Annotated in this window: 10 protein-coding genes; all 10 read left to right on the top strand. The window is 75.5% G+C overall.

Annotation, left to right across the window (positions count from 1 at the left end; translation table 11 throughout):
- The first annotated feature begins 140 nt into the window (after positions 1-140).
- The gene (locus tag GT358_RS13245; protein ID WP_166583105.1) at positions 141-1577 is read left to right on the top strand and encodes a PAS-domain containing protein; all 1437 of its coding nucleotides are present in this window, start codon (positions 141-143) and stop codon (positions 1575-1577) included.
- Between the two features lie 102 nt (positions 1578-1679).
- Positions 1680-2171, top strand: coding sequence for a hypothetical protein (locus tag GT358_RS13240; RefSeq protein WP_166583104.1), 492 nt, complete (start codon positions 1680-1682; stop codon positions 2169-2171).
- 54 nt (positions 2172-2225) lie between these two features.
- A complete protein-coding gene (gene tsaE, locus GT358_RS13235) occupies positions 2226-2705 on the top strand; it encodes a tRNA (adenosine(37)-N6)-threonylcarbamoyltransferase complex ATPase subunit type 1 TsaE (protein WP_166583103.1) in 480 nt (159 codons plus the stop codon).
- Positions 2698-3690, top strand: a complete 993-nt coding sequence (locus GT358_RS13230) for an aminoglycoside phosphotransferase family protein (protein ID WP_166583102.1) — start codon at positions 2698-2700, stop codon at positions 3688-3690. Before tsaE ends, GT358_RS13230 begins: the two co-directional genes overlap by 8 nt.
- Before the next feature lie 17 nt (positions 3691-3707).
- Positions 3708-4388 (top strand): nucleotidyltransferase family protein, encoded by a 681-nt coding sequence (locus GT358_RS13225; RefSeq protein ID WP_166583138.1) that lies wholly within the window; start codon positions 3708-3710, stop codon positions 4386-4388.
- The gene (gene addB, locus GT358_RS13220; RefSeq protein WP_166583101.1) at positions 4378-7356 is read left to right on the top strand and encodes a double-strand break repair protein AddB; all 2979 of its coding nucleotides are present in this window, start codon (positions 4378-4380) and stop codon (positions 7354-7356) included. The genes GT358_RS13225 and addB overlap by 11 nt, the downstream gene beginning before the upstream one ends.
- 83 nt (positions 7357-7439) lie before the next feature.
- The gene (gene addA / locus GT358_RS13215; RefSeq protein WP_166583100.1) at positions 7440-10859 is read left to right on the top strand and encodes a double-strand break repair helicase AddA; all 3420 of its coding nucleotides are present in this window, start codon (positions 7440-7442) and stop codon (positions 10857-10859) included.
- Positions 10860-10912: 53 nt separating this feature from the next.
- On the top strand, positions 10913-11233 hold the full coding sequence (trxA, locus tag GT358_RS13210; protein ID WP_166583099.1) for a thioredoxin: 321 nt from the start codon (positions 10913-10915) through the stop codon (positions 11231-11233).
- On the top strand, positions 11233-11802 hold the full coding sequence (hslV, locus tag GT358_RS13205; RefSeq protein WP_166583098.1) for an ATP-dependent protease subunit HslV: 570 nt from the start codon (positions 11233-11235) through the stop codon (positions 11800-11802). Before trxA ends, hslV begins: the two co-directional genes overlap by 1 nt.
- Positions 11799-12905 carry a hypothetical protein gene (locus GT358_RS13200; RefSeq protein ID WP_166583097.1) on the top strand — a complete coding sequence of 369 codons (1107 nt, stop codon included), beginning with the start codon at positions 11799-11801 and terminating at the stop codon, positions 12903-12905. The genes hslV and GT358_RS13200 overlap by 4 nt, the downstream gene beginning before the upstream one ends.
- Positions 12906-12927: the final 22 nt, after the last annotated feature.

Below are 12927 nucleotides of genomic sequence, written 5' to 3'. Positions count from 1 at the left end.
GTCTGGCCCCGGAACGGGGAGACGGGTCTTGGGCGATCTTCTGGGGGTCTTGGCGGCCGGGCTCTTTGCTCTGGGCTCGGCGGGGCTGATCGTGCGGGGTCTGGCGCCCGTGCGGTCCGCACGCCGTCCGCGGGCGGAGGATGGCCCGGACGAGGCGGTTCTGCTCTTCGAGGGGACAAGCCTCGTGGACGCGACGCCGGCCGCGCGCGCTGCTGGGGGGACCGGGCGGGGAACCCGACCTCCATCGCCTCCTGGCCCGCCTCGGGCCCCGGTGCCCCCGCGATCCGCCGGCCGGCGCCCCCGGCCCTGAGGGGGAGGGCGGCGCCCCGTCCCCCTGGCCCGGGACCCTGCGCCTCACGCTCCGGCTCGAGGGGCAGGGGACCGGACCCCGCCCGGAGGAGCCGGACCTTCTGGGCGCGCTGGCCGAGGATCATCCCGGCCCGATCTGGATCGAGGAGGCGGATGGCAGCCTCGTCTGGGCCAACCGGGCCTGCCTCGCGCTGCACGATCTGGTCCGGCCGGAGGGACGGGGCAGCTGCTGGCCGGCCCAGCCGCTCTGGCCGCCGCCCGAGGATCTGGACGACGGCGAGATGCGCCAGCGGCGGCTGACCCTCGCCCTGCCCGGACTGGAGGCTCCTTCCGTCTTCGACGTCACCACCCGGCGCCGGGGCGGGCGGCTCCTTCACGTTGCGCAGGACGTCACCGAGGTGCGCCGCGCCGAGGAGACCCGGCGCCAGTTCGTCGCGACCCTCGGCAAGACCTTTGCCCACCTGCCCACGGGACTGGCCGTGTTCGACCGCGCCCGGCGGCTGATCCTGTTCAACCCGGCGCTGGTGGACCTGACGGGACTGCCCCCCGCCTTCCTGAGCACGCGGCCGCCGATCGGCGCCGTTCTCGACCGGCTCCGCGACGCGGGCCTGCTGCCGGAGCCGCGCCGTTACGGCTCGTGGCGCAGCGCGCTTGCGGCGCTGGAGGCCCAGGCCTCCCGCGACGCCTATTGCGAGACCTGGAACCTGCCGGGCGAGCGGGTCTGGCGCGTGACGGGCCGCCCGCATCCCGACGGCGCGCTGGCCTTCCTGTTCGAGGATATCAGCGACGAGGTGGCGTTCGCCCGGCGCGCCCGGGGGGAACTCGACACGGCCCATCTCGCCCTCGATGCGCTCGACGAGGCGCTGGCCGTGTTCGGGGCGGACGGCACGCTGCTCCTTGTCAACGCGGCCTACCGGACGCTCTGGGGACCCGGCGGACCCGGCCCGCGCGACCTGCCGGCCGAAGCCGCCCGCTGGGCGGACGGATCGGAGGTCCCGGCGCTCGACCAGGCGCTTCGCGGCAGGCCGGTGCGGCAGGAAGTCGTCCTCGCCCCCGCCGGTCAGGGGCCGCTGCGCGCGATCCTTCTGCCGCTGCCGGGGGGCGGAACGCTGGTCCGGTTCGCGCAGGCCCTCCCCGCCCGGCCTGTCGATCCGCCGGCCGCGGCGACCGGACGCCGCCGCTCCCGCGGCTCCGCCCGCCCGCGAGCCGCCGCCGCCCCTCCGCCCTGCCGCTGCCCCGATCCCGGCCGCTGCACCTGCCTGCGCTGAGGCCGCCCCGGACGGGGCCCCCTGTTCCGCCGAGACGCGCGCACCCCTACAAGGAGGGTCCGGGGGCCGCCGCGCGCCTCCGCAGGACGGAGAACCCCGCCCGTGTCCATTCTGACGATCCTCGAGGCCCTGACTTATGTGGTCACGATCCTGGGCCTGCCCTTCGCCATCTTCATCTTCGCCTACGAGCAGCGCAAGCGGCGCGAAACCGACGAGGAGGAGGTCCACGAGCTTCTCGCCTCGCGCTATACCGAGTTCCTCAAGCTCGTCATCGCCCATCCCGAGCTCAAGCTGCGCTCGCGCGAGGCGACGCCGGATCTCGACCCGGACCAGCAGGACCGCGTCTTTGCCCTGTTCGAGATCCTGATCGCCCTGTTCGAACGGGCCTACCTGCTCCTCCACGAGGAGCCCATGTCGCCCCGCCAGCGCCGGCGCTGGCTGTCCTGGGAGGATTTCATGCGGGAATGGTGCGCGCGCGAGGACTTCCGCACCCGGCTGCCCCTGCTGCTGCGCGGAGAGGACCCGGACTTCGCCGCCCTCATGCTCCGCCTCGCCCGGGAGGAGGAGGCGCGCGCAAGCGGGGCGACGGGCTGACCCGCCCGGCCGCGGCTCTGGCCCTTCGCCCGCGGGGCCTCTAGTCTGCGCCCCATGTGGCAGGCCGCCCTTCTCCTTCCGGACCCCACCGCGACCGAGCGCCTCGCACGGGCTCTCGCGCCGGGGCTGCGGCCGGGGGACACGGTCCTGCTCGAAGGCCCCCTCGGCGCGGGCAAGTCGGCCCTCGCACGGGCGGTGATCCGCGCAAGGCTGTCCGATCCCCTGGCCGAGGTGCCCTCGCCCACCTTCACCCTCGTGCAGACCTATGGCCGGGACGACGGGATCTGGCATGCCGACCTCTACCGTCTCTCGGGCCCCGCGGAGGCGCTGGAGCTGGGTCTCGACGAGGCGATGGGGCGGGCGCTCTGCCTGATCGAATGGCCCGACCGGCTGGGCCCCCTCGCCCCGCCCGAAGCGCTGCGGATCGCGCTGGAGCCGGCCGGGGAGGGTCGCAAGGCCCGGCTGTGGGGCCCCGCGGCCTGGGGAGACCGGCTGGCGCCTCTGCTCGCCACGGCGGTCGGACAGGATGACTGAGCCGGTCCGCCTTCCCCCCGACCCGGTGGCCGCCTTTCTGGCGGCGGGACCGGCTGCGGGCTGGAGGCGGGAGGCGCTGGCCGGCGATGCCTCGGCGCGGCGCTACGAGCGGCTGGTGGCGCCCGACGGCCGCACGGCCATCCTGATGGACGCCCGCCGCGAACCCGCCTCCTGCGGGCCGTTCCTGCGTATCGCCGCCCATCTGCGCGGGCTGGGCCTTGTCGCTCCCCGCCTTCTGCAGCGGGGCACGGGTCCGGCCGACGGTCTGCTGCTGGTCGAGGACCTCGGGACCGAGACGCTGGCCGCCCGTCTGGCCCGCCGCCCCGAGGAGGCGCCGCACCTCTACGCGGCCGCCGTGGACCTGCTCGTGCGGCTCGGCGCCGCGCCGCCGCCCGAGGGGCTCGACACCCTGTCGCCGGCCCGTCTTGTCGCCATGCTCGAGCCGCTCTGGCAGCACTACACGCCCGGCGCGGACGCGGACGGCGCCCGCCGCTTCGGCACGGCACTGCAGGAGGCGCTGGCGCGGCTGGCCCCCGGCCGGCTGGTCCTGTCGCTCCGGGACTTCCATGCCGAGAACCTCGTCTGGCGCGAGGCGGCGCAAGGGACCGGGCGTCTCGGGCTTCTCGACTTCCAGGATGCGGTGCTGGCCCCGCCCGAATACGACCTCGCCTCGCTGCTGCGGGATGCGCGCCGCGACACGGAGGCCGCGCTGCGCAGCGCGATGACCGCCCGCTTCGCGGCGGCGACGGGCCAGCCGCGCGAGCGCGTCGAGGCGGCGGGCGCCGCGCTCGGGCTCGCGCGCAACCTACGCATCCTCGGGGTGTTTGCGCGCCTGATCCGGTCGGGGCGGCCGGGTTACGCGGTGCTGCTGCCGCGCGTCTGGCGCCATGTGGAGGACGATCTCGCCCATCCCGCCCTGGCGGGGCTCGCGCCGATGCTGCGCGGCCTCGTGGCGCCGCCCGAGCGGACGGGGCTCGCGCCGTGACCGCACCGCGTGCCGCCATGATCTTTGCCGCCGGGCTCGGCACCCGGATGGGGGCGCTGACGGCCAACCGACCCAAGCCGCTCCTGACCGTCGCCGGCCGGACGCTGCTCGACCGGGCGCTGGCCGTGGCCGAGGCGGCGGGCGCCGATCCGGTCGTGGTCAACGTCCACCACCATGCCGACCAGATCCGCGCGCATCTGGAGGGCCGCGCGGTGCGGATCGCGGACGAGACGGCGACCCTGCTCGAGACGGGCGGGGGTCTTCGCGCCGCGCGGCCCCTGCTCGGACCCGGCCCGGTCTGGACGCTCAACAGCGACGCGGTCTGGACGGGGCCCAATCCCCTGCGCCGCCTGGCCGCGGCCTGGCGGCCCGGCATGGAGGCGCTGCTCCTGCTCGTGCCGCTGTCGCGCGCGCGGGCGCACCGGGGATCGGGGGATTTCGCCATCGGCGCGGACGGCCGGCTCGTCCGGGGCGGCGGGTTCGTCTATACCGGTGCCCAGATCGTCCGGCCCGAGGGGCTCGACCGGATCCCCGAGGCCGCCTTCTCCCTCAACAGGCTGTGGGATGCCGCGCTCGGGCGGGGAGGCGTGTTCGGACTGGTCCATGCGGGGGAATGGTGCGACGTCGGCCGTCCCGAGGGGCTGGAGGCGGCCGAGACCCTGCTGCGCCGCGAAGGAGATCCGGCCGATGTCGCCTGAACGCGGCGGCGCCCCCGTCCTCTTCCCGGAGCCGGGCCCGCGTCTGTTCCGGCTCGCCCCCGGCCGCGACCTGCCGGAGGCGGTGGCGGCGGGTCTGGCCGCGCGCCTCGTCGGAGCGCCCGCGGAAGCCTGGGGTAGGATCACGGTCTATGTGCCCACGAGCCGCCTGCTGCGCCGCCTGCGCGAGGCGCTCTCGGCCGGCGGCGCGCGCATCCTGCCGCGGCTGCGCCTCGTGTCGGACATCGCGCTCGATCCCGCCGGGGCGGGCCTTCCCCCGCCCGTGCCGGCGCTGCGCCGCCGGCTGGAACTGGCACAGCTGGTCGCCGCCCTGCTCGAGCGCGAGACCGACCTGGCGCCGCGGGCGCGGATCTACGAACTCGCCGACAGTCTCGCCGACCTGATGGAGGAGATGCAGGGCGAGGGGGTGCCGCCCTCCGCCCTCTCGGGCATCGATGTCGGCGAACTGTCCGGCCACTGGGAGCGCGCGCTGCGCTTCCTGCGCATCCTCGAGCCCTGGTTCGGCGAGGAAGGCGCGCCCGACGGCGAGGGGCGCATCCGCGCCGTGGTCGAGCGCCTGACCGCCGCCTGGGCCGGGACGCCGCCGCAGGACCCGGTGCTGCTGGCCGGCGCGGATGGCGAACGAGAGGCGACCTTGCGCCTGATGGAGGCGGTGGCGCGTCTGCCGCAGGGGGCGGTGCTGCTGCACGGATTCGACGAGGGTCTGCCGCCGACCCTGTGGGAGGCGCTGACCGACCCGCTCGCCAACGAGGATCACCCGCAGCATCGCTTCGCCTGCCTGCTGCGGCGGCTCGGCGTCGAGGCCGGGGCGGTGCGGCCCTGGAGCGCCGCGGCGGATGCGCCCTCCCCGCGCGAGCGCCTCCTGTCGCTCGCCCTGCGCCCTCCGCCGGTCACCGACCAGTGGATCGCCGAGGGGCCATCGCTGGGCGACCTGCGGGAGGCGACGGCCGGCCTCACCCTGCTGGAGGCGCCGCTGCCCCGGCTGGCCGCCGAAGCGGCGGCGCTGGGCCTGCGGGACGCGGCCGCGCGCGGCCTGCGGGCCGCCCTGGTGACGCCCGATCGCGGCCTCGCCCGGGCCGTTACCGCCGCGCTCGCCCGATGGGACATCCGCCCCGACGACAGCGCCGGCGAGCCGCTGGGCCTGTCCCCGCCGGGCCGCCTGCTGCGGCAGGTCGCGCGCCTGCGCACTGCCCGCGCGACCGGCGAGGACCTGCTTGCCCTTCTCAAGCATCCGCTCTGTCATGCCGGCGCGGGGCGGCCGCGCCATCTCGCGCGGGCGCAGGCGCTCGAGTTGCGGCTCCGCCGGCGGGGTCCGGCCTTTCCCGACCGCGAGGCGCTCGAGACCTTCGGACAGGCGGGGGCGGAGGAGGATCCGGGCCTGCCGGGCTGGGCCGGCTGGGTGGCCGCGATCCTGGACCGGGCCGACGATCCGGGCCCGCGCCCCCTCGCCGCCCATCTGTCGCGCCATCTCGCCCTGGCGGATCTGGTCGCCGCCGGGCCGGACCCGCGGGAGGCCGACGACTTGCCGCTCTGGGCCGAGGCGGCCGGCCGCGAGGCCCGGCGCCTGTGCGAGACGCTGCGCCTGCAGGCGGATGCGGGCGGCGTCATGGACGCCTTCGACTACGCGCTGCTGTTCGACGGCATCCTCGACGAGGCGGCGGTCCGCGACCCCGACCGGGGCGACCCGCGCATCCTGATCTGGGGTCCGCGCGAAGCCCGCGCCGGCGGGGCCGACCGGCTGATCCTCGCGGGTCTGGAGGATGGAAGCTGGCCGGCAGCGCTGCCCTCCGATCCCTGGCTCAACCGCCGCATGCGCGAACAGGTCGGCCTGCCGCTGCCCGAGCGGCGGATCGGCTCGGCCGCGCTCGACTTCACGATCGCCGCCTCCGCTCCGGAGGTCTGGCTGCTCTGCCGGCGGCGTTCGGACGAGGCACCTCTCGTGCCCTCGCGCTGGCTGGTGCGCCTGCTCAACCTGGTGGAGGGGCTGACGGCCCAGCACGGCCCCGAGGCGGCGGACGCCATGCGGGCCCGCGGCCGGATCTGGCTGCGGCGCGCCGAACGCATCGGCCTGCCGTCGGCGGCCGAACCGCCAGCCGAGCGGCCCTGCCCCTGCCCGCCCCTCGCGGCGCGGCCCTCGCGGCTGTCGGTGACCGCCATCGAACGGCTCCTGAGCGATCCCTACGCCGTCTATGCCAGCGAGGTGCTGCGCCTGCGCCCGCTCGATCCGCTCCGCGCCGCCCCCGACGGGGCCCTGCGGGGACAGGTGCTGCACCGGGCGCTCGAACGCTTTGTGGCCGAACCCCTTCCCCCCTGCGACAGGGTGGCCGCCGCGGCGCTCCTCGCCCGGGCGGCCGAGGCCCTCGAGGCGGAATGTCCCTGGCCCGCGGCCCGGCGGCTCTGGCTGGCGGCGCTGGCCCGTGCCGCGCCGGCCTTTCTCGAGGAGGAGCGCCAGCGCCGCGCCAGCGCCGCGCCGCACCTGCTGGAAGTCACCGGCGAGATCGTGGTGTCCGCCCGCGGACAGAGCGTCACGGTGGTCGCTCGCGCCGACCGGATCGACGTCGATGCCGAGGGACGGCTCTACCTGTTCGATTACAAGACCGGCGAGGTGCCCAGCGCCGCCGACCAGCTGCGCGACCGCCGTCAGCTTCTCCTTACCGCCGCCCTGGCCGCACGCGGGGCCTTTGCGGCCCTGGGCCCGCGCGCGGTGGCCGGCGCGCAGTTCCTGGGCCTCGGGCACAGGACCCAGAGGGTCGCGGCCCCCCTGGCCCAGTGCCCGCCCGAGGCGGCCTGGGCCGATCTCGTGCGCCTGGTCGAGGCCTGGGCGGACCCGGAGAGGGGCTATGCCTCGCGCCTGCGCGTCAAGGCCCGCGACGGGCGCGATTACGACCATCTCGCCCGGTTCGGCGAATGGGACGGCAGCCTGCCCGCCCGGCCCCAGCCGGTGGGCTGAGCCCGGGACTCGCACCCGACGCCGCCCCCCGCTAGGCTGGGCCGCGACGCCGCCCGCCTGCCGACCGACCGGACCCGCCGCCCATGAATGCCCCCCGCCCCGGCTTTCCCTCCGCCGCGCCGCTTCCCCACCCGGCCGCCCGGCGCCAGCACGAGGCGGCGGACCCGCACCGGTCCACCTGGCTGTCGGCCAATGCGGGCTCGGGCAAGACGCGGGTGCTGACGGATCGGGTGGCGCGGCTCCTTCTGGCGGGGACCGACCCGGCCAACATCCTCTGCCTCACCTTCACCAAGGCCGCCGCGGCCGAGATGCAGACCCGCCTGTTCCGCCGCCTGGGCGGCTGGGCCCTCCGGGCGGAGGACGCGCTTCTGGCGGACCTGCGCGACCTCGGGCTGACGGAGGGGCTCGAGCCGCTCGATCTGCCCCAGGCGCGCCGGCTGTTCGCCCAGGCCCTCGAGACGCCCGGCGGTCTCAAGATCCAGACGATCCACGCCTTCTGCGCCTCGCTCCTGCGGCGGTTCCCCTTCGAGGCGGGAGTGCCCCCGACCTTCCGGGAACTGGGCGACCAGGAGGCCGCGCGGCTCCGGCAGGACGCGGCCGAGGCGATGGCCGCCGACGGGCAGGAGGCTCCCCTTCTCGACCGGGTCGCACGCCACATGCCGCCATCGGCCTTCGACGCGCTTCTGGCCGCCATCATCGAGAGGCGGCAGGCCTTTCTGCCCGCGCGCGGGGAGGCGGCCCTGGCGGCCCTGCTCGGGCTCGGCCCCGACGATTCGGAGGCGGCGCTTCTCGGCTGCATCGAGACGGTCGAGCGGCGCCAGTTGCTGCGCGATCTCGCCGCGCTCTGCGCCGAGGGGGGGGCCAAGGACCAGGCAGCGGCGCAGGTGCTCCGGTCCGTCTGCGCCCACGATCCCTTCACCCCCGACAGCCTCGCCGCGCTCGAGGGCGTCCTTCTGTTCAAGAGCGGCAAGACCCCCTTCGCTCCGCGGACCGACTTTCCCACAAAGGCGCTGAGGGACCGCGCGCCGGCCCTCATGAAGCGGCTCGAGGCGCTCATGCGCGACGTCGCGGCGCGGCGCGAATTGCGGCTCTGCCTGGCGGCACATGCGCGCAACCGCGATCTCCATGCCTTCGCGCGGGCCTTTCTCGCCCGCTACGACGCGCTCAAGCGCGCGCGCGGCGCGCTCGACTTCGACGACCTCATCACGCGGGCCCATGCCCTCCTGTCGGACCCGTCCGTGTCCGCTTGGGTGCTGTGGCGTCTGGACGGCGGACTCGACCACATCCTCGTGGACGAGGCGCAGGACACCTCGCCCGCCCAGTGGGCGGTCATCGAGCGGCTGGCCGAGGAGATGTCGGCCGGGGCCGGTGCGCGCCCGGACCGCCCGCGCACCCTGTTCGTCGTGGGCGACCGCAAGCAGTCGATCTTCTCCTTCCAGGGCGCCGATGCCGAAGGCTTCGACCGCTGGCAGCGCCGCTTCGGCGACAGCCTCGCGCGCGCGGGCCGGGCGCTCTTCGCCTGCGAACTCGAGCATTCCTTCCGCTCCGCCCCTCCCATCCTCGAGGCCGTGGACGCCACCTTTGGCGCGGATCACGACGGCCTCGGCTCCGCCGCGCCGCAGCACCGCGCCTTTCGCGACACGATGCCGGGCCGGGTGGACCTCTGGCCCGCGATCCCGAAGGCCGAGGTCCCGCCGGAGGACGAGGACTGGATCGGGCCGGGCCACGGCACGGAACCGCCCCATCCCCACCTGGAACTGGCCCGCCGCGTGGCGGCGGCGGTCGAGCGGATGATCGCGGAGGAGTGGCTGCCCGTCGAGCGCGAGGGCCGCTGGCACCGCCGCCGCATCCGTCCGGGCGACGTGATGATCCTGGTCCAGCGGCGCGACACCCTGTTCGCCGCACTCAACCGCGAACTCAAGCGGCGCGGACTGGCCGTGGCGGGAGCGGACCGGATCGCTCTGCGCGGCGAACTCGCGGTCCGCGACGTGGAGGCGGTGCTGCGCGTGCTGTCGCTGCCCCAGGACGACCTGTCGCTCGCCGCCGCGCTGCGTTCGCCCCTCTTCGGCTGGAGCGAGGACGACCTGTTCCGCCTGGCGCATGGACGCCCGGCGAACTGCAGCCTCTGGGAGGCGCTGGATGCGGCAGGCGAGAGCGAAGCCCGCACGATCCTGCGCGACCTGCGCGCGCAGACCGATTTCCTGCGGCCCTACGAACTGGCCCAGCGGCTGCTGCTGCGCCATGGAGGCCGTCTGCGCCTGCTGGCGCGGCTCGGCCCGGAGGCCGAGGATGCCCTGGATGCCTTTCTGGCCCAGGCCATGGCCTACGAGGCCCAGTCGGTGCCGTCGCTCACGGGCTTTCTCGAATGGCGCGCCTGCGACGAGGCGGAGGTCAAGCGGCAGATGGACGCCGCCGGAGACCGCATCCGCGTCATGACCGTGCACGGGGCCAAGGGGCTCGAGGCCCCGGTCGTGGTGCTGCCCGACTGTGCCAGCCGAGAGATCAGGGGACCCGGCCCGCTCTTCACCCTGGGGGAGGGCGACGCCGTCTGGCCCCCGACGGTGGACGCCATGCCGCGCTGCCTGCGCGAGCGCCGCGACGCGCTGATGGCGGCCGAACGGCGCGAGCGGCGGCGCCTGCTCTATGTCGCCATGACGCGCGCCGAATCCTGGCTCGTGGTCTGCGCCGCCGGGGAGTGCGGCCCCGACAGCTGGCATGCGGAGGTGCGCCGCGGCCTTCTCGCGCTCGGATCCGCGGAATGCGATTTCGGCCATCCCGAAGGCAAGGGCCTGCGCCACGGTCTGGATGACTGGGCGGCGCTGCCCGCCCTCGAGGAGGAGGGGGCCGCTCCGGAGCCCGGCCCGGAAGGTCCGGCCGATCCCGGCCCCCTCGCCCCGCCGCCCCCCCGCCGGGAGCCGCGCAGCCCGTCCGACCTCGGGGGTCCCAAGACCCTGCCCGACGAGGAGGGAGACGGCACGGCGCGCGGCGCGGCGCTGGCGCGCGGCCGGCTCATCCATCTCGCGCTCGAACATCTTCCGCGCGCATCCCCCGACGCCGTCCTGCGGCTCATGGAGGCCACGGAGGAGGCCGCGCTGGCCGGCGACCTGCCGGACCTGCTGGCCGAGGCCCAGGCGCTGATCGCTGCACCCGATCTGGCCCGCCTCTGGGGGTGCGAGGCCCTGGCCGAGGTCGCCCTGGCCGCCGATCTGCCGGGCCTGGGGCGCCTCGAGGGACAGGTGGACTGCCTCCTGCCCGACGGCGAGGGACTCCTGGTCGTGGATTTCAAGACCAACCGCCTTGTTCCCGAACGGGCCGGGGACGTGCCCGAGGGTCTCCTGCGCCAGGTCGCGGCCTATCGGGCCATGGCCGCGGCGGCCTGCCCGGGCCGCCCGGTGGAGGGCGCGATCCTGTGGACGCGCACGGCCCGCCTGATGCGGTTGCCCCCCGGACTGCTCGAGGCTGCCCTCGCCCGCGCGGCGGCGGCCTGGGGGCCGGCTCCTTGACGCTCCCGGTGGGGGCCCATAGGTTCGTCCCCCGATCACCGAAAGGAGCCGCCATGGCCACGATCGCCGTTTCCGACGCCACCTTCGAGCGCGACGTCATCCACTCTCCCGTCCCCGTGGTGGTGGATTTCTGGGCCGAATGGTGCGGGCCCTGCCGGATGATCGGCCCCGCGCTCGAGGAACTGAGCGAGCAGTACGGCGACCGTCTGAGGATCGCCAAGGTCAACGTGGACGAGAATCCCGAGACGCCGGGCCGTTTGGGCGTCCGCGGCATCCCGGCGCTGTTCCTGTTCAAGAACGGCGAAGTCGTCTCCAACAAGGTCGGCGCCGCGCCCAAGGCGTCGCTGCAGGCCTGGATCGACTCCGCCCTGTGATGGCGTCCGGGTCCCCGCCCGACGCCTTCCCCGGCTGGCACGGAACCACCATCCTCGCCGTGCGCAAGGGCGGGCGGGTGGTCGTCGCCGGGGACGGGCAGGTGTCGCTCGGCCAGACCGTCATCAAGGCCACCGCGCGCAAGGTCCGGCGGCTCGAGCCGGGCGGCCATCCGGTCGTGGCAGGCTTTGCCGGGTCCACCGCCGATGCCTTCGCGCTCCTGGAGCGGCTCGAACAGAAGCTCGAGGCGAGCCCCGGCCAGCTCGGGCGCGCCGCCGTGGAACTGGCCAAGGACTGGCGCACGGACCGCATCCTCCAGAAGCTCGAGGCCATGCTGATCGTCACGGACGGCCGCGATCTTCTCGTGGTGACCGGGGCGGGCGACGTGCTCGAGCCCGAGGGCGGGGTGGCCGCCATCGGATCGGGCGGCCAGTACGCGCTCGCGGCCGCGCGCGCGCTGATGGACACCGATCTCGAGGCCGAGGCGATCGCCCGCCGCGCCATGGCGATCGCGGCCGAGATCTGCGTCTATACCAACACGCATCTCACGGTCGAAACCCTTCCCGGATGAGCGCCCCGCCTCCCCTCCCCGCGCTGCTGTCGCGCGAGGACCTTCGGGCGGCGGTGGCGGCGGGCGTCCTGTCGGAGGCGCAGGCCGCGCGTCTCGTGGCGCTCGCCGACAGCCGGCGCGGCGCGCGCGAGGGCCTGTCGCCCGATGACGAACCCTTCGAGCTGTTCCGGGGCTTCAACGAGGTCTTCGTGGTCACGGGGCTGGCCATCCTGGTGGCGGGCTGGACCGGGCTTGCGGCGCTCTGGATCGCCGGCGCGGCAGTCAGCCCCGGCTTCGGCGGCCTCGTCGGACGCTCGCTCCTCGTGGCGGCGGCCGGAGGGACCCTGGTCTGGGCGCTCGCCGAGTATTTCGTCCGTCGCCGCCGGATGGTCTTTCCGGCCATCGCGCTGTCGGCGATCTGGGGCGCCAACGCGCTCTGGGGCTGGACCGCGGCGCTGTCGCACCCGGTCATGGTGGCCGCCGGCGACTGGACCAGCCTGCTTGCGCCGCTCGGCCTGGCCACCGCGAGCATCGGACTGTTCTGGCTGCGCTTCCGCGTGCCCTTCGCGCTCGCCCTCGGGGCGCTGGGCCTCTTTGCCACGGCGCTGGTCGGAGCGGCCAGCGCCGCGGGCAGCCCCGAGGGGATCGGCGAGCTGTTCGTGCTGTCGGGCCAGGGTCCCTTTGCGGCCGTCACGCTGGTCCTCGGCCTTGCCGTCTTTGCCGCCGCCATGGCCTTCGATCTTTCCGATCCCTACCGCGTCACCCGCCGCTCCGCCCAGGCCTTCTGGCTCCATCTTGTTGCCGCGCCGGCCCTGGTGAACACGATCGCCCTGACCCTTCTGGCCGAGGGGACGGCCGCGGCCCATGCCCTGCTCGGGCTCTTCCTGGCGCTGATCGCGCTGGTGGCGGTGGTGATCGACCGCCGGTCGTTCCTGGTCGCGGGCGTGGCCCATGCCGTGGCCCTGGCCGGCGCGGTGTTCGGAGGCGGGGCGGCCTCGCTCACCGTTCTGGCGCTCGGCGCCGCACTCCTGGCGCTCGGCGCCGGCTGGGAGCGGCTGCGCGCACGGCTTCTGCGGGCACTCGCCCCCCTTCTGCCCCTCCGTCGCCTGCCGCCGGCCGGCTGATCCCGGCTTGAGGGGCCCCCCT

It is taken from the genome of Rubellimicrobium sp. CFH 75288 (assembly GCF_009904055.1).
GTDB lineage: Bacteria > Pseudomonadota > Alphaproteobacteria > Rhodobacterales > Rhodobacteraceae > Rubellimicrobium.
Note: the sequence above shows the minus strand (reverse complement) of the source record. Positions and strands in the feature narration are given on the sequence as shown.